Below are 25076 nucleotides of genomic sequence, written 5' to 3'. Positions count from 1 at the left end.
CGCCGCGACGGCGGGGCTCATGCGGCCCCCCTGGCGGGTCGCCTAAACACGACCCTCCGGCCATCCCAGTCCACCGTGACCAGCTCCCAGCCGGACCGGCAGTGCCGTTCGAGGACGTTCTCGAACGTCGTCCACTTGTCGCGGTAGGACTCGACGAGGTACTCCCACCCGGTCAGCTCGGTCAGCAAGGGGACGGCGCGGCACTTCTCGGCATGTGCCTGCGCCTCGCCGCGCGCCTCGGCCAGCTTGCGGAATCCGGGGTCGTTGTAGCTGTCGCCCTCGCGGCCATAGGCGGCACAGCCGCGGCAGCGCCAGTTCCAGCCGTCCACTGCATACGGCTCGTCGCACGCGTACGGAGGCCCGGACAACCACTGCGTCATGAACCGTGCGGTGTGCAGCTCGACGATCGCGCCGCCGAGGTTCACGAAGCCGGCGACCACGTCCCCGGCCCACGCGGTGTGCGAGGTCGCGTTCACTGGTCCTCACCGGCCTGCCCGTTGCTGGCGGACGACTCGGACCCGTAGTTCATGAGCGCCTCGTTGCGCATCTGGGCGATGCGCTGGCGGACCTCCGGCGAGGCTGGCATGCCGACGTCCTGAGACGGCACGGGGACGACGCGGTCACCCCAGCGGACGGGGCGCTTCTGCACGGTCGCGGGGTGAACCTCCGCGGGCTCGTCGTCGGGAGCGGCGGGCTGCTCGGTGAGCCGGGCGTTGATCAGCTCGACCGCGCGCCGCTCTGTGATCCCGAACCGGGTGACGAGCTGGTCGGGGTGCGGCGGCTTGCCTTGCATCTGCAGCGTGATGGCGACCAGTTCGTCAGCCACCTCGCCAATGATCGCCCGAGCAGCGCCACGGGTCAGCTTGAACCGGTCGGACAACTTGCGCTCGGACAGCGGTTCCCGGGTGAGCACGCTCGCCTCGTACGCGAACCGTGCCGCCTCCTCGACCGTGCCGGGCACGACCGGCTCGGGCCGGTCAGCTTCCGGCTCCTCCCGCTCGCTGGGCTGAGCGTCGGCCTCCTCGACCGGCCGGTGGTCGATGACCGGGCCGGTGTGCGGGGAGCGGCGCAGCATGCCCATGAGCAGCTCGTACGCCACCACGAGAACGATCGGTGCGACCGCGCTGATCAGGCTGGACGCCAGTCCGCCAGACCAGCCGTGCGCCACGTTCGCCGCCAGCGTGGCAACTGCCCCGGCAATGAGCGCGAGCCGGGCCAGCCACGGAGAACGGTGCCGCCGGCGCGAGGCGTCGAGCATCACGAGCGACCCCATGATGATCACGCCATCGATCAGGACGGGCAGGGTCCACGCCGTCGACGCGGGTTCACCGGCGGACGTGGCGAGCCCGTGCTGATGCCGGAATGACACATAGGCGGCCACGGCCGCGATGACCGACACGACCGCGATGGCGACGCGGCGCGTGGCCACACCGTCGACCGGCCGGGCGGGACTGAGTTCGAGCGGTCGGTCGACCGGCTCGATAGGGTTTCGGCTCACAGCCGGATCTCCTGTTCTGGCAGGGGTCGGGTTGAGGTCCCCGGCTGGCGGTAGGGTCGCCTGCCGGGGACCGGCTTCTAGTGGTCGGCGTCGTCCTCGTTGAGCAGCCGGGCGCCCTCGGCGAGCAGCTGCCCGAACTCCCGCACCCCGCGCCGGTCGAACAGCTCGACGATCCGCCCGATAACGCCCGCCTGCTCGGCGGTGAAGCGGACGCTGCTCGTCGTGCCATCCACGTCGGTGAGCACCACCTGTAGGTGCGGGTCGACGACGGTCTGCACGTTGACCTCGATCAAGCACGCCCGGTGGTCCAGGTGCTCGATCAGGTCGAGGTTCCGGCGGTGCGGCCGGTCCGCGTGGGAGCTGGCTACCACTGCACGCTCCCGGGGGTGTGCGGGCCCTGGGCGGCACGGCGCAGACCGGCGGCGAACTCGCCGAAGGTCGGCACTGTGAGCAGGGCCAGGATGTCGGCCAGCGCCGTCGCGGCGTCCGGGCGGATGTCGAGGGTGTTGCTGAGGGCCCAGTCCGGGCCGTACAGGACGCGCAGGAACGGCACGCGGGCGGGCTCGCGCTCGGCGTACCGGACCTCCACGGTGGTGTTGTCGGCGCCGGTGCTGGCGGCCACCTGCCAGTGCAGGCCGGCGTCGCGGGCGGTGCTGTGGTCGGCCTGGCACCACGGGATGCGGCAGCTTCCCGGGCCGGCCGACGGTACGGTGTCGGTCACGTCGATCTCCTGGGTCCTCAGGGGATGGGCCAGGCCCTGGCAGGTGTTGGAGCACCGGCCAGGGCCGTCGTGCTATCTGGACGCCCTACGGGCGCGGGAGACCTGAGTGTCGAGGGCGCGCAGAAGCTGCTCGGCCTCGTCGAGGGTGAGGTCCTCGACCTTGCAGTCGAGGTTGATGATGTGGCCGAGCTGGCTGTCGAACCACAGCACGACCCGCCCGGCCGCGTGGCCCGGCTCGACCGGCGCCGCCTCGGGGAGGGCGATGCAGGTGAACCCCTCGGGGTCGGTGTTGTGGCCGGCGCACCAGGGGCGGCAGCCGGGGGCGGCGAGCAGCTGCAGGCCGCGCTCGGCCAGGCCGCGCTCGACCAGCGACATGCACGGGTCGCAGCCGTGGACGGGGGCGCCGTTGCCCTCGAGTAGCGGGCGCACCTGCTCGACGGGGCGGCGGAGCGGCAGGTGGGTCTTGCGGCACCAGCGGCAGGCCGGTGCCTCGAGCTCGGGCCGCGCCGTCTCGGCGTCGGAACGGACCGGGGTGCTGGTGGCGTCGTCGTTGACGTAGGTACGGTGGTGCATTGGCGCTCTTTCCTGGTTGTGCAGGTGAGGGCGTTTGCGGGGTCGGTGGTGGCTCACCGGCCCCGCCCGCCTGGACGTCGGAGGGGGAGGGGCGGTCCTACTTGCGGGCCGTCTTGATCTGCTCGACGATCGCCGCCTGGCCGGCGGGGTCGTCGGTGGCGAACGAAGCGAAGTCCGCCAGGTCCTGGTCGGTCAGGTCGGCCGCGGCGAGGATCTCCGCGGTCTGGGGGGCGATCTGCACGGTGCTCCTCGGAGGTCAGGCCGCCTCGACCAGGTCGGCGGCGGCGAGGTGGTAGCAGTTCAGGCCGCGGATCGCCGCGCGGCAGGTGCAGGAGTGCTCGGCCTGGTCGACGACGTACTGCGAGGTCCCGTCGGAGGAGATCGCGACGTAGAGCGCCGGGCGCGAGGTGGCGACGATGCCGCCCTGCTCGATGAGCTCGCGGGCCTTGTCGAGCTGGAAGGGCTTGTACTGGTCGAGGTTGACGCTGAGGGTGATGATCCACCGGCCGCCGACCTTGACCGCGTCGAGCTTGCCCTTGGCCGCCCAACGCTGCACGGTGCGAACCGAGACGCGGCGGGCCTGGGCGATCTCGCGGGTGGTGACGGTGGTGTCCATCTCGCGCTCCCTGTCATCTGACTTCGCGAACAAAGTTGACGCTATAGGGAGAGTGGAATGATGTCAACAATGTTCGCGTTCTATGTTCCGGCACTTTGTTGTGAGAGCATGCCTCCATGGCCAAGGACGAGATTCCGGAGCTGCGCGAGCTCCGCGACGCATACGACCAGGCGCGGGCGGCGCTGTTCGCCGGCATCCGAGAGCAGATCGGCAAGGGCGAGAGCCTTGCCAAGATCGGGCGGTCGGTGGACTGGTCGCGCGAGTACATCGGGAAGATCCGTGACGGTAAGGCCACGGAGTAGCTACAGCCGGGCCGCCCGTGGGCCGTCTGTGGGCCGCCGCAGTGCCTAACGTCGCCTAACACAACCAACGCCAACAAGTAGCGTTCTTGCAGCTCACGGCCGATGCGGGCGTCATTCCCCCAGGTCGGAAACGCCCAGCATGGGGAACAGCAGCTACCCATGGCCGGACGCCCGCATCACCGTCAGCCTCTTCCCCGCCAGCCTCCCCAAGCGCGGATCCCAGTTCGACCTCGCCATCGCCATGGCGATCCTGGGAGCCGCAGGAGTCGTCCCGGCGGAGCGCATCGCCGAGCCCTTCTTCCTGGGCGAGCTCGGTCTCGACGGCCGCATCAGGCCCGTGCGCGGAGTGCTTCCGTCCATCCTCGGTGCCGCGGCGGCGCACGAAGACGCCACGATCATCGTCCCGTCGGAGAATTCGGGGGAAGCGGGTCTGGTCCCCGACGTGAACGTGGTCCCGGTGGCTCACCTGCGCCAGCTGGTCGAGTGGCTACGCAAAGGCGACAAGCCACCCGAACCCGAGGTCGCTGGCCGCGTCGACACGCCCAAGCCCGTGGCCCAGCCCGCCGTCGACCTGGCGGACGTCGTTGGCCAGCCCGTGGCCCGCCGGGCGTTGGAGGTGTGCGCCGCAGGCGGCCACAACCTGTGGATGGTGGGCCCGCCCGGCACCGGCAAGACCCTGCTGGCCGAACGCCTTCCCACCCTCCTGCCGGACCTGGAGCTCGACCACGCCCTGGAGGTCACGGCCATCCACTCCGTCGCGGGGCTGCTGCCACCCGACAGTCCCATGATCAACCGTCCGCCGTTCGTCAGCCCCCACCACACGGCGACGGCGGCCGCCATCATCGGTGGTGGCAGCACGGTCGTCCGTCCGGGAGCGGTCTCCCTCGCGCACAGGGGCCTGCTGTTCATGGACGAGGCCCCCGAGTTCCCTCGTCACGTCCTCGACTCGTTGCGGCAACCGCTGGAGTCGGGGCGCGTCACGGTGTCCAGATCCGCGGCGTCGGTCACGTTCCCCGCCCGGTTCATGCTGGTGCTGGCCGCCAATCCGTGCCCCTGCGCCCAGGCCGACGACCAGGCCGGCGCGACCTGCCGCTGCTCGCCCACCACAAGACGTCGATATCTGGGCCGGCTGTCTGGTCCCCTCCTCGACCGCATCGACATGAAGGTCACGGTCGTCCGTTCGTCCAGACGCGAGCTCCTGGCCGACCGCCACTTCGTCGAATCCAGTGAAACAGTGGCCGAACGCGTCCTGCTGGCCCGTGAGCGCGCCGTCAAACGCCTGGCCCACACCCCCTGGCGGACGAACGCCGAGATCCCCTCATCCGTCCTCCACTCCGACCTCCGTCCGTCCGATGCGGCGATGAAGCCCATGACCTCCTGCCTCGACTCTGGCTCCCTCACCGCCCGCGGCCTCGACCGCACGCTGCGCGTCGCCTGGACCCTCGCCGACCTCGCCGGCAAAGACCGCCCAGAAGAAGACGAGACCACCGCAGCCCTCGGCTTCTGGCTCGGAGTACAACCGTGACCCCGGCCGTCCGCCTGCACACGAACCCGCCCATGAAGATCACCAGGAGGCCCCTGTGATTAGTCCAGAGCATGAGGCACGTGCGGCCCTCATGCGAGCCGCCGACGTGGGCGACACGGCCATGGGCCGCCTGGTGGCGCACCTCGGTGCCTCCGGAGCGGTGGAGGCGATCCGCGAGCGCGCACTTCCACCGGCCTTCACCGCCCAGGAGTCCCGGCAGGAACGTCCGTGTGACCTGTCGGGTCGGCTGAACGCCTGGTTCCTCCGGCTGGCTGCGTCGAAGCCCGCCGCTGATCTGGAGGCCGGCGAGATGCACGGAGCCAGGCTGATCGTCCCCGGCGACCCCGAATGGCCCACGCAACTTGACCATCTCGGCCCGAGCCGCCCCCTGGGCCTCTGGTTGCACGGCACGGCCGATCTCCGCTTCGCCTGCCTGCAGTCCGTGGCCGTCGTAGGAGCCCGAGCCGCCACCCAGTACGGTCTGCACATCGCGGCCGACTTCGGCATCGGCCTCAGCGAAGCGGGCTGGTCCGTCGTCTCCGGCGGCGCCTACGGGGTGGACGGCGCGGCCCACAAGGGCGCCCTGCTGGCCGGCTCACCCACGGTGGTCGTTCTCGCCTGCGGAGTGGACATCTGCTACCCGAGCGGCCATCAGGAGCTCTTCGCCCAGGCCCGCGAGCAGGGCGTCGTGGTGAGCGAATGCCCGCCCGGCGTCCATCCGACCCGCGCCCGGTTCCTGATCAGGAACCGCCTCATCGCCGCCCTGACCAGAGGCACGGCCGTCGTGGAGGCAGCCCTCCGCAGCGGTGCCCTGAACACCGCCGGCCACGCGCTCACTCTCAACCGGCACCTGGGGGCGGTGCCCGGGCCCACCACGTCTGCGTTGTCGGCCGGCTGCCACAAACTCCTGCGCGAACGCAAGGCGGTCTGTGTCACCACTCCGGAGGAAATGATCGAACTAGTCGGCGTCATGGGCGACGACCTGGCCCCGCAGACCCGAACGCCCATCGTCCCCCGCGACGGTCTCAGCGAATCCACCAAGAGAGTCCTGGACGCCATCCCCACCCGCGGCGGCGCCGGTCCGGCCTCGATAGCGGTCTCAGCAGGCGTCAGCATGGACATCACACTGAGCGCCCTGGGCGGTTTGGCCGCAGCCGGATACATAGAACGGGCGGGCGGCGGCTGGCGCCTCCGCAAAACCACATCCAGCTACCCGAAAGCCCCCGAAACCATGGCCCTGACCCCACCCCCGGCCAACGAAGCCCCAGTCACAGACCCTCCGCCACCTGCGGAAGACGACACCCCACCCCCGCCTCACCCCGAAGAACTCGCACCTCCTACCTGACCAATCGTTGTGACGTGGGGGCATGCGACACCGCCGATGTGACAGCCACCATGACCCAGGTGGCGAGTTCATCGGGTGAGATGGTGAAGGAAGAAGGCATGTAGGCGATTGAAGATGACTGACATGTGGGCAATGAGACGCGCAACCAAGCCGCAGCCGACGTCCGCGCCGTGCCGTGCCGTGCCGTGCCGCGCCGTGCCGCGCCGCGCCGTGCCGTGCTGCGCCGTGCCGCGCCGTGCCGCGCCGTGCCGCGCCGTGCCGCGCCGTGCCGTGCTGCGCCGTGCTGCGCCGTGCCGCGCCGTGCCGCGCCGTGCCGCGCCGTGCCGTGCCGCGCCGTGCCTTGCTCGGCCGCTGGGACGGACGCTCGAGCGGTTGAGCTGCACACCGCTCCCATGGCGAGCCCGAGGCATCAGGCGGCACAGCAGTGACAGAAGTGGCGAATGTTCGTGGGGACAGTAGGTGAAGCCTTGAACAGCGACCTGAACGACAGCCTGAACCGCGACCCAAATCCCGATCTGAACCCCAACGTGAACGCAGACCAGAACCCCAACGTGAACGCAGACCTGAACCTTGATGTGAACGCGGACCCGGACCCCCACGTGAACGCTGACTTGAACCCCCACGTGAATGCGGACCTGAATCGTGACCTGAACCCTGGTCTGCACCGTGACGTAAATGCCGACGAAGTGCTTGCCGAGTTCGAGAGGTATTTGCGGTTCGAGCGAGACCTTTCCCCACATACAGTGCGCGCCTACCTGTCAGACATCACCGCCCTCCTCGACCACCTCCGTGGATGGCTTGACCGCCTGGACATCAGCGAGCTGCGGGGCTGGCTGGCCGACCAGCACAGTGCAGGCAAGGCAAGAGCCACGTTGGCCCGCAGAACGGCGTGCGTCCGTACCTTCACCGCGTACTGCCACCGCCGGGGTTGGCTGGCCGCCGACCCCGGCCTGTTGTTGGGCAGCGCCAAGGCGCCCCGTCCCTTGCCTGCCGTGCTCGACCAGGATCAGGCCCAGGCCGTCCTGAGCGCGCCCCAGTCCACCGGCGATCCCAAAGACCTTCGAGACCAGGCGCTCTTGGAACTCCTCTACGCCACGGCTGTGCGGGTGGGCGAGCTCTGCGCGCTCGACGTCGACGACGTGGACCGGGACCGGCATGTCATCAGGGTCCTGGGCAAGGGACGAAAGGAGCGTTCCGTGCCGTTCGGGCTGCCAGCGCTTCGAGCTCTGGACCGATGGTGCATCAACGGACGTCCCATCTGGGTTCGGGAACGCTCTGGGCCGGCCCTCTTCCTCGGTGTCCGTGGCGGCCGGATCGACGCTGGCACCGTACGACGGGTGGTGCACGCGCGGCTGGCCCAGACCGAGGGCGCCCCCGACATGGGCCCACACGGACTGCGGCACACCGCGGCAACCCACCTGCTCGAAGGGGGCGCAGACCTGCGTAGCGTCCAGGAACTACTCGGTCACGCCTCCCTCAACACAACCCAGATCTACACCCACGTCTCGATCGACCGCCTCCGCACCGCATACCGCCAAGCCCACCCCCGCGCCTGACCACAGACACCAGCACGCCATTGCCTCTCTCACCCACCCCTCGCTCCCCGGCTGAGCGGCAAGGGCCATAAGACGTCGAACCAAGCGTCCACGCAGGCATTGGGCCCGGCCGAACCCGCAGCTAGGCGACGCAGCACGACACGTTCGGGAGTGCTGCGCAGTTCCCACACCGACGCCAACGCCCCAAGACCCGTAGCCACGTCGGCCAGAGAACCCGACGGCGCGACGACACGACAGTGCCGTCAATCCGCGAGGGATGCGAAAGGAGCGAGAGGCAAGGACGCGAGAAGCATGTTCCTGCCGCGCAGGCAGTGCTGGATTCATGGGGTGGAGCGAAAGACCGGCGGCGACCACCTAACCGACGGGTGCTCTACCGGAGAGGCGCGCGGGAGTCGAGCACGCGGAGGTGCGGGTCACGTGCAGCGCCTTGATTGAGGACCTGATACTCCTGGCTGGCGCCGGCTTGCTGGACGCTCCAGATCACGCGCCGTCATCCCACAGCAGGACGCGTCTATACCCAGCCCCCTCCAAGGAGGAACTGGGAACGAAGGACCGCGCACGAAAGCGGCGCGGACGGTAGAGGAAGAAGCCCAACCGGAGTCGGAGGCGTATTCGCGGGCATGGTCCCCCAGCAGGGGCCAGCCATCGCGGGGAGTCTCTCACCCCAGCAGGGCGTTGCGGGGGCTTAAGCGCGGGTCTAGCGATCGCTTGGGTGAGTCCCCGCCCCACTGGGGTGCAGGCTCCGGTGCGGGTCTAGCCACCGCCCGGCTGAACGCCGCTCCCTGGGGGTGCGGGCTCCGGTGCGGGTCTAGCCATCGTCCGGGTGAACGCCCGCCCCCTTGGGGTACGGGCTCCGGCATGGGGCCAGCCCTCGCCCAAGTGAGTCCCGGCTTGGTTCGGTCTGCTGCTGGACGAGCTTCCCTTACGGCGCATAGAAGCGTCTCGCATGCAGGCGAGCGGCGGCCATGTGGCGACTGGGCTTACCTGCGGCGGCCAAGAAATGGGTGGTCCCCATTCACATGGCGCGGGTGGCCTGTGCCGCTACAGGCAACCATAACCACGCACGGCGCTGGTGCCGTGCGCTTTACGTAGGCCGCAACTTGGCAGTGCGGTCCTGGTGCACCGCATTCAGTGCCTCGCTCGGCGGTGAGGATGCCAAGGAGCAGAGGGCACGAGGGCGGAGGGCACGAGGGCGGAGGGTTCAGAGACGGTTGGCCGGTGCCGGTGCCGGTGCCGGTGCCGGTGTCGGGCGTCGGCGGTGGGTGGTGGGCGGACGGCGGTGGACCGACAGCGGTCGACCGGCAGCGGTGGGCGGATGGCGACTGAGGCGGTGGACGGAGGCTGGGCCGTGGAGCCAGAGGGCGAACAAGGCGCTCTTATTAGGCGGGGTTTGGTCCGGATCAAGGGCGCACGCGTTTCCCGATGAGGTTTGACGGTCGTGTTCATCCAGCGGCGGTGAATGGATGGGCATCTTGGTTGCCTTGAAGGCATTTCTGGATTGATGCGGGTGGCCGTTGTGGGGGTCTCGTTGTGAGCTTGGAGGTTCTCGGCAGGTGTCGGGTTCAGGGCTTGAAGAGTGAGTCTCTGAGGGCGGTTTGAGGGGTCAGGAGGAGCGTCGTGAGGGTGGGTTGGGGCGTCTGTGGAGTCCTTCTGTTGGGGGTTTGCGGTGTTGGCCGCTTCCGCTTCTTGAGCCGTGGTGTTTCTTGTGGGGGCGTCGGCGGCGGCGTAGGGCCGTGATCAGGAGGGCGGCGCCGAGGATGGTGCCCAGTCCGATCGCTGGGGCTGCTGGCAGCGAAGCCGCATGTGTCAGGAGGCGGAGGACGGTTGCAAGGGATCTGGAGGGGACGTGAGTTGGGTCATGCCGCTGCTCGGGAGTTCTGGCTGATTGGTTGCGGAGGGGAAGGTCGCTGGAACGCGTCTCCGGGCGTGAGGGGGTGACCGCAGGGGTGATGAGCGGGGTCTCGGGGGTGGGCTCTGCGGTGAGGGCAAGCGCCTGCAGGACGGTGGAGTAGGCGGATGGGAGCGCGTTGTGCTGGTTCGCGGATGAGTCGTGGTGCGCGAGAACTGTGAGCAGGGACGGGGGGAGAGGGACGAGGAGCGGGGGCGGAGGAGGCACGGGGGCGTCGGAGACAGGTTCCGTGCGAGCGAAGCAGACGGGTTCAGGCGTGGAAGCAGGGGCGGGTTCGGGCGGTAGAAGGCGGCGGACAGCTTGGTGAGCAGGGGGAGGGTGGGTGGGGTTGAGGTGCTGCCTGCGAACGCCTCCGAGGGGTTGGACGAGACGTCAAGCGGAGCTTCGGAGGGCTCAAGGGGGACGGCAAGGGGTGCTTCGGAGGGCTCGACGGGGACGGCAAGGGGTGCTTCGGAAGGCTCGGAGGGATAGGTAAGGGGTGCTTCGGAGGGTGGTCTGGGGGCCGGAGGGAGCAGGGGCGGGGTGGTCTGCGGTGGGGCGGTCTTGGGCCAGATGGGGAGGAGGCGGATGGGGGCGTGGCCCAGGAGGAGAAGAGGGTCCAGGTAGCGGGCGCTTTGGATCAGGCCCCAGTGCAGGCATGACTCCTGGCAATGGCCGTGTACGGCTTGTACGACTCCCAGACGGCTGCCCATCGTGATCGGCTCACCCTGCTTCACCGATGCGCTGATCGGCAGGTACGTCGTTCGGAGGCCGCCTGGGTGGTCGATGGTGACGACTCCCCTTCCGCCTACTGGGCCTGCGAAGCGGACGGTGCCTGAGCCTGCGGCCAGGACGGGCGTGTCGGCGGAGGCCGCCAGGTCTATGCCGCGGTGTCCGGCCAGCCAAGGAGCCAAGGGCGGGGCGAAGCGGCGCAGGACGCGGGGGCTGCCGTCGAGTGGCCATCGCCAGGAGGGTGGGGCGGCCTTCGCCAGCGGAGCCGGGGTGGCAATGGTCGTGAGCGTGATCGCCGTCGCGAGCACGACCAGGGGGATCACGGCACGGCGGGCCACGTTCTGCGTGCATGGTCTCGGCGGTGGTGGTGCTGAGCAAGGGGACAGGGCGGGGAGGCGTGGGCGAGGGGGCATGGCGGGGAGTCTTGCCGGGAGCGGCCTGCGGAGGTCGAGGCGAGCGGGATTCTGTGGATACAGGAAGCGGTGGGGAGCCTCCTGTGGACAACCTGCCCTGTACCGAGCCCGCCGCCCGCCCGGCCGAGTGGAAATCCAATGGACGAGGTCATCCGGGCGATGCAAGAGTCCCACCGTGAGCCCGACTGCAGCGTCCCCCGCACCCGTCCCGCTGGCCGACGGCCTCGTTCTGCGGCAGGCACGGCCGGCGGACCTCGACCAGATCAGCGCGCTGCTCACCGAACGCGGCGACTCGGCCGACGCCCTCGACCACCGGCTGGTCGTCTCGGACCCGGAGGTCGGCTGGTCCGCCTGCGCCGTGGTCGTGGATGGAGAGCGGGTCGTGTCCACGGCGACGCTCCTCGACGAGGAAGTGCGCGTCGGCGGCATCCGCCTACCCGCCGGCCAGGTCGAACTGGTCGCCACCGACCGCGAATACGAAGGACGCGGACTTGTACGGGCGCTCATGCGATGGGCTCACGACCGCTCCGCCGCCCGTGGTCACGTCGTTCAGGTGATGATCGGGATCCCGTACTTCTACCGGCTGTTCGGCTACGAGTACGCCATCGACATCCCGTCGGCGCTGACCGTGCACACGCCCCGGGCCGGTGAGGGCACGCCCGCACTCCGCGTCGCCCGGCCCGCCGACATTCCCGCCATGGCAGCTCTGCAGGACATGGCTCAGGACCGGTTCGACGTGGCCATGCCGCATTCGGCGGCAGGCTGGCGATGGCTGCTGGACCACCAGGCGAGCACCTCCTGGGTCCTGGAGCGCGCCGGCACCGTCATCGCCACCGGACGCACCACGCCTCCCGACGACGACGAGGTGCTGCTGGCCGAGGCTGCCGCCGCCGACGAGGCCGCGGCCCGCGACCTGCTCAGTGCCGTCGTCGCCCAGTTCCCCGGGAGTGAGCTGAAGGTCGTCCATCGGGCCGGATCCGTGACTGCCACCGCCTGGCAGGAGTTCCTCGACCACGAACCGCGGAAGCGGGCGGAGCAGTACTACGTGCGCATTCCGGACGTCGCGGTGTTGCTCGACCGGCTCCGGCCGCTGCTCTGGCAGCGCCTCACCGCAGAGGGGACGGACCGCACCGGCGATGACATCGTCATCTCCACCTTCGGCGCCCATTACCGGATCCCGGTCGGCGCCGATGGCCTTGGCGAGGTCGTCACAGGAGGGCCGATGCAGCGACCTGGATCCGTGAAGGGCATCGGAGTGGCACCCGACCACCTGCCCGCCCTGTTGTTCGGCCCGCACGGGATCGAGGGGCTGACCCGCATCCGGCCCGACGTCTACACCGGAGAGGAAGAGCTGTTCCAGGCGCTCTTTCCGCCGCTCACCGCGGATCTGCTCAGCTACTACCTGCCGTATTAGGCCCGTTCCAGCTTCAGGTCGCTGTTCGGCGGAGCTTGATAGGGCCGAGTGCTGCGGCCCCTGGGCGGCCATTGATGGCCGCTTCCGGCGGTGACGGCTCAAATTGGCTTCAGGACGTCGATGAAGTGGCAGGTCGATTTCTGCCTGGTCAGCATGGGACGCACCATTGCGTCACCACCATGCGGCTGGTGTGGCGATCGATCCAGAGCTGCGCCAAGAGCTGGAGAAAGGCTGTGCCCAAGAAACGGGCCGCCCCCAGTGACGGTAACCGCCGACGCCGGGAGGTGAAGGCACTAACCGTGGGAGGGGCGTTGCAGGCCGTAGGGCGAGGGCTCTGGCTGTGTGCCGTACGACCGGTGCAGGCACCGTGGGTGTACGTGCGGTTGGCGAGATGGCAAGGGGCCGAGAGGGGGGCGGGGTGTAGTGGCAGCGGGAGCGAGACGTGGTGTAGGCGGTGCGGGATTTGGGGGAGTGGAGGTGGCTAGATGACTGAGTGGCGCTTGGATTCGATCAGGTTCTTCAGTGTCTGGGGGCTGGGGTTGTGAGGGGGCGCGGGTGGGGTGTGGGAGGTCTGAGGGCGGTTGGGACGTAGGGGGGAGAGCCAGATCCAGAGGCTGCTCAGGGCGATGCCCGCCGCGCTCAGCAGGATGACCGGGCGCAGGCCCATGAACTCGGCCAGTACGCCGCCCACCAGGCCGCCGACGGCCAGGACGCCCTGTACGGCGAAGGTCATGGTGGCGTTCACGCGGCCTCGGAGGGCGGCGGGGGTGTCGCGGAGTGTGATCACGCCCATGCAGGTGGCGAAGGCGACCACGATGACGCCGGTCATGACGCCCGTCAGGCCGAGGACGGTGAGCTTCACCCAGAGGGGGCCGGTCAGGAGGCCGACGGCGAGGATGTCCAGCGGGAAGAACAGGACCGAGACGAGCAGGATGCGGTTCTCGCCGTAGCGCTTGGACAGGCGGGAGGTGAGCCAGGCGCCCAGGAGGCCGCCCGCGCCGCTCAGCGCCGTGAGGAGGCCGATCATTCCCTTGGGGATGTCGAGCGTGTTGACCATGTAGAGCATGTAGACGGCGATGTACGCCATGGCGAAGAAGTTGATCGTCACGCCGGCGCCCAGGACGGCTCGGAGCGTGGGGTGGGTGAGGCTGGTTCGCAGGCCCTCGACGATGTCGTGCCACATGCTGGACGAGCGGGTGGGCTCGTTGTGCTCCGGGGTGCGGATCGAGCGGAGCAGGATGGCGGAGGCGAGGAACGACAGCGCCTCGGCCAGTACGGCGAACGGCGCGGTGAGCGTCTGGACCAGGATGCCGGCCAGGCCGGGGCCGCTCACGGAGGCCACCGAGTACGAGGCTTGGAAGCCGGCCATGGCCTCGGTGCGCTGCGACGGGTCCACGACCGCGGCTATGTAGGGGAAGTTGGCGGATTTGAAGATGACGCCGGCCGTACCGATGACCAGGGCCACGATGATCAGCCAGGGCACGGTGAGGACGCCGAGCAGCCAGGCCAGCGGGACGGTGGCGGCGGCGGCGCAGGAGACGAGCTCGCAGGCGATCATCAGCGGGCGGTGCCGGGTGAGACGGTCGGCGATGGCGCCCGACTGGAGGCCGAACAGCAGGGCGGGCAGCGGCGCGGCGGCGGTGAGCAGCCCCATCTCGGCGGGTGAGGCGGTCAGCAGCGTGATGGCGGTCAGTGGGACGGCCAGCTTGGAGACCTCCGAGCCGGTGATCGAGATCGTGCGGGCACTCCACAGCAGGCGGTAGTCACGCTGCTTGCGGAGGGGGAGTGGGGGCGTCGTGTCCATGCTGGGGTCTCCGGTGGCGAGTTCGGGAGGAGGTGAAGAGGGCCGGGCGGACAGGGTGGGGAGAGATGTGAAAGGAAGACTTCATAAGTATGAAGGGATCCCTTCAGAGTTGTAAAGGGAATGCTTCACATCTCTTGCCGGGTACCTTTGGCACATGACGCAGGACATGGAGGGGCTCAGCGATCCCAAGATGATGCGGGCGCTGGCTCACCCGGCGAGGCTGTTGATCCTCAACCGGCTCGGCGTGCAGGACAGCGCCACCGCGACCGAGGTGGCCGAGATCGCGGGGATCACGCCCAGCGCCGCCAGCTATCACCTGCGCATGCTGGCCAAGTACGGCTTCGTCGAGGACGCCCCGCCCAGAGGGGACGGACGCGAACGGCTGTGGAGATCGACGCACAAGCCGTTCAGCGTGGGAGTGCTTCCGGACGACCAGCCGGAGGTCCGTGACGCCAAGACCCTGTTGATCAAGGCGTTCCGCAAGGAGGCCGGCGACGAGGCCGACCGGGCCCTGGCCAGCATCGAGCACGACACGGACGAATGGCGCGACGCGACGCGCTTCAGCCGCACCCGGATCAGGGTCGACGCGAGCGAGCTGGGACGGCTGAGCGCGGAGATCGAGAAGCTCCTGGAGCCGTACATCGCCCACCAGCGCAGCCAGGAGGACGCGCCGAGCGGTGCCAGGATCGCGGAGGCGCAGATCAACCTCTTCCCGGTCGCCCCCAGGACGTCGCCCGGGTTGCCCACGGAGGACCACGATGTGGGGTGAGCCGTACCCGGCATGTCGGTTTGACCTCCGACGGTCAGCCTGGGGCGGTGTGGGAGGTAGACTTTTCGATGGCCTGTGGCAACAGGCCGACTTCGCATGCCCCGTTGCGGACCGCACCCTCGGTCCGGGCCCCGGCCCGGCTGGAGCGGTTTTGGGGCATCAGGGCGGTAGACAACGCGCTGCCGCGGCACAACCGAGAACTGCGCCCATCCGCAGGGCGCCCAGACCTGGAGGACCATCACATGGCCCCCGTCGTCACCATGCGACAGCTGCTCGAGAGCGGCGTTCACTTCGGCCACCAGACCCGCCGGTGGAACCCGAAGATGAAGCGCTTCATCTTCACCGAGCGCAACGGCATCTACATCATCGACCTGCAGAAGTCGCTGTCGTACATCGACCGTGCCTACGACTTCGTCAAGGAGACCGTCGCCCACGGCGGCACGATCCTGTTCATCGGCACCAAGAAGCAGGCTCAGGAGGCCATCTCCGAGCAGGCCGCGCGGGTCGGCATGCCGTACGTGAACCAGCGCTGGCTGGGCGGCATGCTCACCAACTTCTCCACCGTGCACAAGAGGCTTCAGCGTCTGAAGGAGCTCGAGGAGCTCGACTTCGACAACGTCGCCGGCTCGGGGCTCACCAAGAAGGAGCTCCTCATGCGCCGTCGCGAGAAGGACAAGCTCGAGCGCACGCTCGGCGGCATCCGTGACATGGGCCGCGTGCCCAGCGCGGTGTGGGTCGTGGACACGAAGAAGGAGCACATCGCGATCAGCGAGGCCAAGAAGCTTGGCATCCCGGTCGTCGCGATCCTCGACACCAACTGCGACCCCGACGAGGTCGACTACCCGATCCCGGGCAACGACGACGCCATCCGCGCCGTCGGCCTGCTCACCAGGGTCGTCGCCGACGGTGTCGCCGCCGGTCTGATGGCTCGCTCCGGCGCCGCCCGCGGTGACGAGAAGCCGGCCGCCGCCGAGCCGCTGGCCGAGTGGGAGCGCGAGCTCATCGAGCAGGGCCAGGGTCAGGCCGCCGAGGCCGCCCCTGAGGCTGCCCCCGAGGCCGCCGCCGAGGAGGCCCCCGCTGCCGAGGCTCCGGCCGAGGAGGCGCCTGCCGCCGAGGCCGCTCCGGCTGCCGACGAGACCCCCGAGTCCGAGCCGCAGGCCTGAGACACGGCCGCCGCGCCCGGTCGTGAGGCCGGGCACGGTACAGGCGCCGGCTCCGCGCCGCAGGTCGTCATCGACCGCGGTGCGGGGCGGGCAGCCGGCCGATAGAGGGTGAGCGGAACCGAGGTCCTGCGCGGGCCGAGGTTGTGAAAGGCAAGGCCGAGGTCCTGCGCGGGCTGAGGCTTGGTAGGGCAAGGTACGCGTCTCGACTGGGCAAACGGCCGAGCCGGGACGGCAAGCCGGACAGGACGGCACCCCGCCGAGGCGATAAGTCAAGGCAGGGTGGCGATCAGGCCGAGGCGATAGGTCAAGGCAGGGTGGCGATCAGGCCGAGGCGAGAGCCTGGGCAGGGTGGCGATCAGGTTCGGGCGGTAGGTCAGGGCCGGGCGTCGGAAGCCGAGGCGGTAAGCCGAGGTGGATGACCATCGGGCCGGAGCGATAAGCCGAGCCTGGCTGGGCAGTATGCCGAGCGAGGCGGAGCGGAGCTCCACCGGCGGAGCCCGTCCTGCTGAGCGGAGACCTGGGCGAAAACCCGGGCCCGAGCGGAGTCCGCGCCCAGGCCGGACGAAGCCCGAGCCCAGACCGAGCCCAGGTGCGAGCGAAGGTTCCGGAGGCAGCCGGACGGGCCAGGCGAAAGCCGGGCAAGTCAGGTGAAAGCCAAAGGGGCCGGGCGGAAGCCCAGCCGGCACGACCCGGCGCCACCGCTTGAGACCGTGCAAGACCTGGGCAAGACCGCGCACGACCGAGGCAGAACGCACGACCCGCGCACGACCCGCGCACGACAAGGCCCTGGTGCGGCGCGCGCCTGCCGCACCGACCAGGGGCGGGCGCCCAGGGCGTCCACTCCGATCCACGACGACGACGAAATCCCACAAGGAATAAGAGCAATGGCTTCCGTGAACATGGCCGACGTCAAGCGGCTTCGCGAGATCACCGCTGCCGGCATGATGGACTGCAAGAAGGCGCTTGAGGAGTCCGAAGGCGACTTCGACCGCGCCATCGAGCTCCTGCGCCTCAAGGGCGCCAAGGACGTGGGCAAGCGCGAGGCCCGTACGGCCTCCAACGGCCTCGTCGCGCTCCAGCAGGACAGCGACTCCTCCGCCGCTCTTCTCGAGCTCAACTGCGAGACCGACTTCGTGGCCAAGGGCGAGCGCTTCCAGGAGCTGGCCGCCGGTGTGGTCGCCCACATCCTGGCGAGCAAGCCCGCTGACGTGGCGACGCTGCTCGACTCCTCCTTCGACGGCAAGACCGTCAAGGAGCACCTGGACGAGGCCAACGCCGCGCTGGGTGAGAAGATCGAGATCCGCCGCTTCGCCGTGCTTGAGGGCGGCTACATCGGCTCGTACATGCACAAGACGGACCCGGCGCTGCCGCCGGCGGTCGGCGTGCTCGTGCAGCTCGACAAGCCGAACGCCGAGGTCGCCAAGGACATCGCCCAGCACGCCGCGGCGATGGCCCCGCAGTACCTCAAGGCCGAGTCCGTCCCCGCCGAGGTCGTCGAGAAGGAGCGCAAGCTCTTCGAGGAGATGACCCGCGAGGAGGGCAAGCCCGAGGCCGCCATCGGCAAGATCGTCGAGGGTCGCGTCAACGGCTGGTACAAGGACTTCACCCTGGTCCAGCAGGCCTTCGTGAAGGACAACAAGAAGAGCGTGGGCAAGTACGCCGAGGAGAACGGCGTCGAGGTGCTCGCCTTCGTCCGATTCAAGGTCGGCCAGGCTTAGGCTTGAGCGAACTGCCAGCCCAGAGTTCCACCCAATGAAGGAGGCCGCCGCCGTGCAGGACCACCGGGAGTCAGCCCACGAATCCACACGGACGGCGGCTTCCTCATCACCCAGCCCGCAGGGTCCACTGAGGTGGAAGCGGGTGATGTTGAAGCTGTCAGGCGAGGCGTTCGCCGGAGACGACCCGCTGGGCATCGACCCGGCCGTCGTCGACCACCTGGCCGACTCGATCACCGAGGCCGTGCGCGAGGGCGTGCAGGTCGCGGTCGTGGTCGGCGGGGGGAACATGTTCCGCGGCGCCACCCTGTCCCAGGGCGGCATCGACCGCGCCAGGGCCGACTACATGGGCATGCTCGGCACGGTGATCAACTGTCTGGCGCTCCAGGACTTCCTGGAGCGGCGCGGCGTCGAGACCCGCGTCCAGACCGCCATCACCATGCAGCAGGTCGCCGAGCCCTTCCTGCCGCGCCGCGCGATCAGGCACCTGGAGAAGGGCCGCGTGGTCATCTTCGGGGCGGGTCTCGGCTCGCCGTACTTCTCCACCGACACCGCGGCGTCGCAGCGGGCCCTGGAGATCGGCGCCGAGGCGCTGCTCAAGGGCACGCAGGTCGACGGGATCTACGACTCCGACCCGCGCAAGAACCCCGACGCGGTCCGGTTCGACCATCTTGACTACGGCGAGGTGCTGCTGCGCGACCTCGCGGTCATGGACGCGACCGCGATCAGCCTGTGCAAGGACAACGATCTGCCGATCGTGGTCTTCGACCTGATGGGCGAGGGCAACATCCTGCGAGCGGTACGCGGTGAGAAAATCGGCACGCTGGTGAGTCCCGCAGGCAAATGAGGGAGCTAGCCCGACACCGCCAGCTAGTAGACAGGGAGCCGCTGTGATCGACGAAACCCTCCTCGAAGCCGAGGAAAAGATGGACAAGGCCGTCTCGGTCGCGAAGGAAGACTTCGCGACCATCCGGACCGGCCGGGTCACCCCCGCGATGTTCAACAAGATCAATGCGGAGTACTACGGCACTCCGACTCCGGTGCAGCAGTTGGCCTCGTTCCACCTGCCCGAGGCGCGCATGGTCATCATCCAGCCCTTCGACAAGAGCGCGATGGGCGCGATCGAGAAGGCCATCCGCGACTCCGACCTCGGCGTCAACCCGACCAACACCGGCGACGTGATCCGCGTGACCTTCCCGGAGCTGTCCGAGGAGCGCCGCAAGGAGTACATCAAGGTCGCCAAGAACAAGGGCGAGCACGCCAAGGTGTCGATCCGGAACATCCGTCGTACGGCCAAGGAGGCCCTCGACAAGATGATCAAGGACGGCGAGGCGGGCGAGGACGAGGTCCGTCGCGCGGAGAAGGAACTCGACGACCTCACCCAGAAGCACGTCGCCAAGATCGACGAGCTGCTCAAGCACAAGGAAGCCGAGCTGCTCGAAGTCTGAGCGGCACGCCTCGCGGCCCTCGCCGGAAGGCGGGGGCCGTGGCTATGGAGAGTGTCTGTGGAAGAACGTACGGCCGGCACCGGCCCGGACGGCGGCAGCCGTACCGGAAGGAACCTGCCGGCCGCGATCGCGGTGGGTGTGGGGCTGGGCGCGCTGGTTCTCGGTACCCTCTACACGATCAAGGAGCTCTTCCTCCTGGTGATCGTGGTGTGCGTCGGCGTGGGCGTGCTGGAGCTGACCAAGGCGTTCGCCACGCGCGGGATCAAGGTCCCGGCCGTGCCCGTGCTCGCGGGGCTGGTGGCGATGCAGGCCGGGGCGTACTGGGGCGGGCCGTTCTGGCTGCTGGGGACGTTCGCGGTGTTCGCGTTCGTGCTGCTGGTCTGGCGCATGTTCAGCGACGGCACCGACGGCTACGTGCGCGACGGCACCGCCTCGGTGTTCACGTTGTTCTACCCGGCGATGCTGGCGGCGTTCGCGGCGTTGCTGCTGGCGCCGCACGACGGCCGCGACCGGGTGCTGATCTTCATCGCGGTGACCGTGGCCAGCGACATCGGCGGATACGTCGCGGGTGTGCTGTTCGGCAGGCACAAGATGACGGTCATCAGCCCGAAGAAGACCTGGGAGGGTTTCGCCGGGTCGGTGATCGCCTGCACGCTGGTCGGCGGCTGGCTGGTGACCTGGCTGCTGGACGGCCCGCTCTGGCTGGGCGCGCTGATCGGGGCGCTGGCGGCGCTGCTGGCGACCGTGGGCGACCTCATCGAGTCGATGATCAAGCGGGACCTCGGCATCAAGGACCTCGGCACGATCCTGCCGGGGCACGGCGGCCTGATGGACCGCCTCGACTCGCTGGTGACCACGCTGGTGCCGGTCTGGCTGCTACTGACGCTGTTCCTCTAACGCCTCCGTCGTGACGGGCGTGAGCCACAACCACCGTACGGCCTCCCCGCCGAACGCGAACCCCGACATGTCAGGCATGTCGGGTGGGTCGGCTCGCATGAGCACCCCCGAGTACTGCGGCCCCAGCGGGAACGTCGAGGGCTCGTGGTACCACTTGGCCGTGTGCCCGTGGCCGAGCCAGGTCACCGAGTGCCACGGATACTGGGCCAGCCACACCAGCAGCAGCGCCGCGTCCCTGGGGTCGTCGTGGGTGGCCACGGCCAGCTCGATCCGGGCGTAGGCGTCGGGGCGGTCGATCCACTGCTCGACCGTCGGCATGCGCTGGCAGCTCATCCCCACCGTGGACAGCACGGTCGGCTCGCGGCCCGCGTACGGCGGCCGTTCGGTGATGCCGACGGTCGGCAGGCGCTCGCCGCTGGCGTCCCAGTAGCGCCCGGCCGGGCCGAGCACCCGGTCCAGATGGCCCATGACGAACTGCTGGAACGACGGCCACGACCCCTCGCCGTGCCGCCAGCGCCAGTAGGACGTGGCATTGGAGATACGCGGCCGCAGCCCCTCCAGCGCCTCCGACAGCGCCCACGCGAACGGCGACTCGCCCACGGCGTCACGGGCGTAGCCGGGCATGCCCCTGCTCATGTCGGCCCAGCCGGGGATGACCGCGAGCAGGTCGTCGTCCTCGTAGAGGGCGACGCCGTCGCCCTCCTCGAACCACAGGGCGGACAACTGCCCGAGCGGCCTGCGCCCCTCGGGGTGCGTCGTGTTGCCCCTCGGCATCAGCGGGGGCAGGCCGGAGTTGATCCGGGCCAGGTCGACCACCGCCGGGGCCGGCCGGTGGTTGGCCAGCCAGACCGCTCCGTGGACGGCGCCCTCGGGCGAGCACAGGTAAGCTACCGAGGAGTCCTCGTCCCGCTCGACCACGAGCGTGCGGCTGCCGTAGGGGTTACCGGCGGCGAGGACGACCTCGGTGCCACCCTCGCCAGATGCCGACCGGAAAATCGCCATACGAGATGACTGTAGATCGGGCGGTGACCCTGACGCGAGCCGTACCGTGATCAGGAATGCCTCCTCGGCGGCCGGCGTTCACTAACCTGGCCGGTGAGAAATCCCGGAAGTCCCAAGCAGAGTCCCGGAAGTCCCCCAAGCAAAGGCAGGAACGTGTCCCAGCAGCCAGGCCAGCTCACCTTCGTCGCACCGCGACGGGCCAAGCCCGCGCGGCACCTGGCGGACCTGTCCATGGCCGAGCGCCGGGCCGCGGTCACCGAGCTGGGGGAGAAGGCGTTCCGCGCCGACCAGCTCTCGCGCCACTACTTCGAGCGCCACACCGCCGACGTCGCCGAGATGACCGATCTGTCCGCGGCGGCCCGCGACAAGCTGTCGGCGCTGCTGCCGACGCTGCTCACGCCGGTCAAGGAGCTGACCACCGACGGCGGCACGACCCGCAAGACCCTGTGGCGGCTGTTCGACGGCGCGCTGGTCGAGTCGGTGCTCATGCGCTATCCCGAGCGGGTCACGATGTGCGTGTCGTCGCAGGCCGGTTGTGGCATGAACTGCCCGTTCTGCGCCACCGGACAGGCGGGCCTGACCCGGAACATGTCCACCGCCGAGATCGTCGAGCAGGTGGTCTCCGGCGCCCGTGCGCTGGCGGCGGGCGAGGTGCCGGGCGGTCCCGGCCGGGTGAGCAACATCGTCTTCATGGGCATGGGCGAGCCGCTGGCCAACTACAAGCAGGTGATCGGCGCCGTGCGCCGCATGGTCGAGCCCGCGCCGCACGGTCTCGGCATCTCCGCGCGCGGGGTCACGGTCTCCACCGTGGGGCTGGTGCCCGCCATCGGCAAGCTCGCCGACGAGGGGCTGCCGGTCACGCTCGCGCTGTCGCTGCACGCGCCCGACGACGAGCTGCGCGACACGCTCGTCCCGATCAACACGCGCTGGAAGGTGGCCGAGGTCCTCGACGCGGCCTGGTCGTACGCGGCCAAGACCAAGCGCCGCATCTCCATCGAGTACGCCCTGATCAAGGACGTCAACGACCAGGAGTGGCGGGCCGACCTGCTCGGCAAGCTGGTCAGGAACAAGCTCGTGCACGTCAACCTGATCCCGCTCAACCCCACGCCCGGCTCCAAGTGGACGGCCTCCCGGCCGGAGGACGAGCGGGCGTTCGTGCGCCGGCTGGAGTTCCACGGGGTGCCGGTGACCGTGCGCGACACCAGGGGTCGCGAGATCGACGGCGCCTGCGGCCAGCTCGCCGCGGCCGAGTAACCGGCCCCGGCCCGAGCGGGTAGCCGGCCCTCTTCGAGCAAGCGACCGGCCCCGACCGGCGGCCGCCGAGCAGGGCGGCCGGCCTATCTTGTGGCGGGCGAGCGGGCGGCGAAGGTCCCGATCAGGTCCGCGATCATGGCCGCGCCCCGGCTGTTGAGGTGCACGGTGTCGGTGGTGAGCCGCAGGCCGCGGCTGCTGGAGATGGCGTCCAGGCTGCGGCCGAGCAGGAAGTGCTGCATCGCGGCGGTCTGCGCCTGGTTGCTCTCGGGACGGTAGTGGGTGCGGGGCGAGGTGCCCTCCAGGTCGGCGGTCATGCGCTCGTTGAGCGGCAGGTAGGTCACGCCCTGCTCGGCGGCGACCGTCCTGACGATCTCGGCGAACTCCTGGGTGCGGCGCACCGGGACCGAGTCCAGGTCCTCGCCGATGACCGGCGGGGACAGCAGCGCCACGCGGGCCATGGTCTCGTTCTGCAGGCGGGCGGCGATGGCCGTCAGGTTGGCGGCGTACGCGGCGGGCGTGGGGGTCTCGGCGAGCTTCCAGCGCTTGCGCAGGGCCCTGGCCCGCTTCTCGCTCAACGTGGCGTTGGCGTCGTTGGTGCCGATGAGCACGGTGACCACGTCCGGATCCTGCCGTACGACGTCGTCGAGACGCTTGAGCAGCTCGGACGACGGCTCGTAGTTGACGCCCGCGTTGATCACCGTCTCGCCGGGCAGCCGGTCGCGCAGCATGGCCACATAGTCGACGCTCACCTGTCCGCGGGTGATGCTGTCACCCAGGCAGATCACCTTCACCGTTGCCTCCTCAGGGGTGAGTGAACGCTTACTAACCTACCCTACGGCGCCTCCAGGCATACAGGGCGAGTCCCGCCAGGCACCACACCAGGGAGATCGCGGACAGTTGGGGCAGCTGGTCGAGCAGCTCGCCGGCCCCGGCCGTACGCATCCAGACCACCAGCGGAACCGTCAGCCAGTACGCGGGGGACGCGCTGAGCAGCAGCATCACCAGGTAGCCGAGCACCAGCGACATGATCGAGACCGCGGGGGAGCGCAGCACGGCCTGGCTGGTGAGCGCGCCGAGCGCCGTCCCGGCGAGCACGGCCAGGGCGTGCAGGACGAGGGCCGCGCCGAGCACGTCCCGGCCGGGGCGCTCGCTCAGGCCGAGCAGGACGGCCCACGCGAGGCCGACGGCGGCCAGCGCGGCGCAGGCGACCAGGCTCGCCACGAGCCCCGCGGCCACCTCCTTGCCGCGCCCGCCCGCGGTGACCGCCGACAGCTCGCGCTGCCGGTCGGGCTCGGTGTCTAGGAGGCTCCGCGTGGCCCAGGCGAGGATGGGGATGATCAGGACCGCGCCGTCGGCCAGCACGGCGGCCTCCGTGCCCTTTGGCGCGCGGCTGCCGTAGACGACGGCGAGCATGGCGAGGGTGAGCAGGAGCGCCTGATGGACCCGGTGCGACCGCACATAGGCGGCCAACCGGAAGACGGCCAGAGCGATCACCGGCACTCCTCAGGCGAGCGGAAGACGGCCAGGGCGGTCACCGGCACTCCTCGGTCAGGCGGACGGCGGTCAGGGCGATCACCGGCACTCCTCGGTCAGGCGGGCCAGGGCGATCATCCGGGCTCCTCGGGCGGGTGGGGGTCGGGGTGGTCGAGGGCGGAGGTTCGGTAGCCCTGGTCACGCATCCTGGTCAGGAAGAGCGGGAGCTTGTCGGCGGGCAGGGTGACCGCCACGGTGGTCAGCGGGCGTTCCGGAGTGTGAGCCGGAGGAGACGCGGAGGCCGCCGGGGCCACCTGGGCGACGGGGGTGGCGGAGATCCGGGCCGCGGGGGGCTCAGGGGCCGCAGGGGTGGACTCCTTCAGGTGGCCGTCCACGAGGGACCATGAGCGCAGCCCGGGGAGGCCGCGCAGGCCGCCCTGGTGGTCGCTGGCGACGACGATGCCCCCGCGCCCGGCCACCTCGGTGACGATGGCGGGCAGCGTCTCGCGGGCGTCGGCGTCCAGGCCGGCGAAGGGCTCGTCCAGGATCAGCAGGCCGGGGTCGGCCATCAGGGCCTGGACCAGGCCGACCTTGTGGGCGCTGCCCTTGGACAGCTCGCCGAGCGGCAGGCTGAGAAGGTGGCCCATGTTCAGGCGTTCGGCCCAGGGACGCCATCGGGCGCCGCCCCGTACGGACGCCATGTGCGTCAGGTAGGACGTCACCGTGAACGGCTGGGCCGTCGGGAAGCGGTCGGGGGCGAAGCCCACGACGCCGGGACGGTCGGTGATGTGGCCCCGCGTCGGCCGCGCGAGCCCCGCGAGGAGCCGCAGCAGCGTGGACTTCCCCGCCCCGTTGGCCCCGGTCAGCTCGATCGCGTCGCCCGGCGCGAGCTGCGCGTCGGCCTCTTCGAGGACGAAGGGCTGACGTCTTCGGTAGCGAAAAGAGACCTGTAACAGTCGCATGGTGCT

The 25076-nt window shown here is 69.8% G+C and carries 24 protein-coding genes and 1 pseudogene; 12 read left to right on the top strand and 13 right to left on the bottom strand.

All coding sequences use genetic code 11. The features are described 5' to 3' along the window. Positions 1-17: 17 nt before the first annotated feature. The 7 genes from ACFYUV_RS11290 to ACFYUV_RS11260 form a co-directional block, all read right to left on the bottom strand. Entirely contained in the window at positions 18-476 is a 459-nt protein-coding gene (locus ACFYUV_RS11290; protein WP_387667687.1) for a hypothetical protein, read from the bottom strand. Continuing rightward, positions 473-1429: a DUF2637 domain-containing protein gene (locus ACFYUV_RS11285; RefSeq protein WP_387667684.1), complete on the bottom strand. Its 957-nt coding sequence runs from the start codon at positions 1427-1429 to the stop codon at positions 473-475. Before ACFYUV_RS11285 ends, ACFYUV_RS11290 begins: the two co-directional genes overlap by 4 nt. A 146-nt stretch (positions 1430-1575) precedes the next feature. Further along, the gene (locus ACFYUV_RS11280) at positions 1576-1869 is read right to left on the bottom strand and encodes a hypothetical protein (RefSeq protein ID WP_387667682.1); all 294 of its coding nucleotides are present in this window, start codon (positions 1867-1869) and stop codon (positions 1576-1578) included. Further along, on the bottom strand, positions 1863-2219 hold the full coding sequence (locus ACFYUV_RS11275; RefSeq protein ID WP_387667679.1) for a hypothetical protein: 357 nt from the start codon (positions 2217-2219) through the stop codon (positions 1863-1865). The genes ACFYUV_RS11280 and ACFYUV_RS11275 overlap by 7 nt, the downstream gene beginning before the upstream one ends. Positions 2220-2291: 72 nt before the next feature. Beyond that, the gene (locus ACFYUV_RS11270; RefSeq protein WP_387667676.1) at positions 2292-2792 is read right to left on the bottom strand and encodes a hypothetical protein; all 501 of its coding nucleotides are present in this window, start codon (positions 2790-2792) and stop codon (positions 2292-2294) included. Positions 2793-2889: 97 nt separating this feature from the next. Continuing rightward, positions 2890-3033 (bottom strand): hypothetical protein, encoded by a 144-nt coding sequence (locus ACFYUV_RS11265; protein ID WP_387667674.1) that lies wholly within the window; start codon positions 3031-3033, stop codon positions 2890-2892. Between the two features lie 15 nt (positions 3034-3048). Then, entirely contained in the window at positions 3049-3408 is a 360-nt protein-coding gene (locus ACFYUV_RS11260) for a helix-turn-helix domain-containing protein (RefSeq protein WP_387667671.1), read from the bottom strand. A gap of 116 nt (positions 3409-3524) precedes the next feature. Here ACFYUV_RS11260 and ACFYUV_RS11255 point away from each other — a divergent pair, with 116 nt between their 5' ends. The 4 genes and pseudogenes from ACFYUV_RS11255 (at position 3525) to ACFYUV_RS11240 (ending at position 8136) form a co-directional block, all read left to right on the top strand. Continuing rightward, positions 3525-3710 (top strand): hypothetical protein, encoded by a 186-nt coding sequence (locus tag ACFYUV_RS11255; protein WP_387667668.1) that lies wholly within the window; start codon positions 3525-3527, stop codon positions 3708-3710. Between the two features lie 133 nt (positions 3711-3843). Then, positions 3844-5235, top strand: a pseudogene (locus ACFYUV_RS11250) (YifB family Mg chelatase-like AAA ATPase); the annotation flags it as partial. Positions 5236-5326: 91 nt separating this feature from the next. Beyond that, the gene (gene dprA, locus ACFYUV_RS11245; protein ID WP_387667665.1) at positions 5327-6580 is read left to right on the top strand and encodes a DNA-processing protein DprA; all 1254 of its coding nucleotides are present in this window, start codon (positions 5327-5329) and stop codon (positions 6578-6580) included. 467 nt (positions 6581-7047) lie between these two features. Then, the gene (locus ACFYUV_RS11240; RefSeq protein WP_387667662.1) at positions 7048-8136 is read left to right on the top strand and encodes a tyrosine-type recombinase/integrase; all 1089 of its coding nucleotides are present in this window, start codon (positions 7048-7050) and stop codon (positions 8134-8136) included. 1806 nt (positions 8137-9942) lie between these two features. Here the strand turns inward: ACFYUV_RS11240 and ACFYUV_RS11235 are convergent. Then, on the bottom strand, positions 9943-11169 hold the full coding sequence (locus ACFYUV_RS11235) for a M23 family metallopeptidase (RefSeq protein ID WP_387667659.1): 1227 nt from the start codon (positions 11167-11169) through the stop codon (positions 9943-9945). Between the two features lie 175 nt (positions 11170-11344). On the opposite strand from ACFYUV_RS11235, the gene ACFYUV_RS11230 reads away from it, so the two are divergent. Beyond that, a complete protein-coding gene (locus tag ACFYUV_RS11230) occupies positions 11345-12583 on the top strand; it encodes a GNAT family N-acetyltransferase (RefSeq protein WP_387667656.1) in 1239 nt (412 codons plus the stop codon). A gap of 481 nt (positions 12584-13064) precedes the next feature. Here ACFYUV_RS11230 and ACFYUV_RS11225 read toward each other — a convergent pair whose 3' ends face one another. Beyond that, positions 13065-14387, bottom strand: coding sequence for an MFS transporter (locus ACFYUV_RS11225; protein WP_387667653.1), 1323 nt, complete (start codon positions 14385-14387; stop codon positions 13065-13067). Positions 14388-14541: 154 nt separating this feature from the next. On the opposite strand from ACFYUV_RS11225, the gene ACFYUV_RS11220 reads away from it, so the two are divergent. The 6 genes from ACFYUV_RS11220 to ACFYUV_RS11195 all read left to right on the top strand — a co-directional run bounded on the left by ACFYUV_RS11220 (position 14542) and on the right by ACFYUV_RS11195 (position 20379). Continuing rightward, positions 14542-15156, top strand: a complete 615-nt coding sequence (locus tag ACFYUV_RS11220) for an ArsR/SmtB family transcription factor (RefSeq protein ID WP_387667650.1) — start codon at positions 14542-14544, stop codon at positions 15154-15156. A 242-nt stretch (positions 15157-15398) separates the two neighbouring features. Further along, positions 15399-16319 carry a 30S ribosomal protein S2 gene (gene rpsB, locus ACFYUV_RS11215; protein WP_387667647.1) on the top strand — a complete coding sequence of 307 codons (921 nt, stop codon included), beginning with the start codon at positions 15399-15401 and terminating at the stop codon, positions 16317-16319. 884 nt (positions 16320-17203) lie between these two features. Beyond that, on the top strand, positions 17204-18037 hold the full coding sequence (gene tsf / locus ACFYUV_RS11210) for a translation elongation factor Ts (protein ID WP_352323799.1): 834 nt from the start codon (positions 17204-17206) through the stop codon (positions 18035-18037). 145 nt (positions 18038-18182) lie between these two features. After that, positions 18183-18881, top strand: a complete 699-nt coding sequence (gene pyrH / locus ACFYUV_RS11205) for a UMP kinase (protein WP_352323800.1) — start codon at positions 18183-18185, stop codon at positions 18879-18881. 43 nt (positions 18882-18924) lie between these two features. Further along, positions 18925-19482, top strand: coding sequence for a ribosome recycling factor (frr, locus tag ACFYUV_RS11200; RefSeq protein WP_352350337.1), 558 nt, complete (start codon positions 18925-18927; stop codon positions 19480-19482). Positions 19483-19539: 57 nt separating this feature from the next. Further along, positions 19540-20379, top strand: a complete 840-nt coding sequence (locus ACFYUV_RS11195) for a phosphatidate cytidylyltransferase (protein WP_352323802.1) — start codon at positions 19540-19542, stop codon at positions 20377-20379. Here the strand turns inward: ACFYUV_RS11195 and ACFYUV_RS11190 are convergent. After that, complete coding sequence (locus ACFYUV_RS11190; protein WP_358283771.1) at positions 20359-21381, bottom strand: suppressor of fused domain protein; 1023 nt, start codon at positions 21379-21381, stop codon at positions 20359-20361. The genes ACFYUV_RS11195 and ACFYUV_RS11190 overlap by 21 nt on opposite strands. Positions 21382-21534: 153 nt before the next feature. Here ACFYUV_RS11190 and rlmN point away from each other — a divergent pair, with 153 nt between their 5' ends. Next, the gene (rlmN, locus tag ACFYUV_RS11185; protein ID WP_352350343.1) at positions 21535-22635 is read left to right on the top strand and encodes a 23S rRNA (adenine(2503)-C(2))-methyltransferase RlmN; all 1101 of its coding nucleotides are present in this window, start codon (positions 21535-21537) and stop codon (positions 22633-22635) included. Between the two features lie 83 nt (positions 22636-22718). Here the strand turns inward: rlmN and ACFYUV_RS11180 are convergent, their stop codons facing one another. The 3 genes from ACFYUV_RS11180 to ACFYUV_RS11170 form a co-directional block, all read right to left on the bottom strand. Continuing rightward, complete coding sequence (locus ACFYUV_RS11180; protein WP_387667642.1) at positions 22719-23426, bottom strand: SGNH/GDSL hydrolase family protein; 708 nt, start codon at positions 23424-23426, stop codon at positions 22719-22721. A 31-nt stretch (positions 23427-23457) separates the two neighbouring features. Continuing rightward, complete coding sequence (locus tag ACFYUV_RS11175; protein ID WP_387667639.1) at positions 23458-24129, bottom strand: hypothetical protein; 672 nt, start codon at positions 24127-24129, stop codon at positions 23458-23460. 113 nt (positions 24130-24242) lie between these two features. Further along, positions 24243-25070, bottom strand: coding sequence for an ATP-binding cassette domain-containing protein (locus ACFYUV_RS11170; protein WP_387667636.1), 828 nt, complete (start codon positions 25068-25070; stop codon positions 24243-24245). Positions 25071-25076 lie beyond the last annotated feature (6 nt).

Origin of the sequence: Nonomuraea sp. NPDC003560 (assembly GCF_042878785.1) — a bacterium.
Taxonomy (GTDB): Bacteria; Actinomycetota; Actinomycetes; order Streptosporangiales; family Streptosporangiaceae; genus Nonomuraea.
Note: the sequence above shows the minus strand (reverse complement) of the source record. Positions and strands in the feature narration are given on the sequence as shown.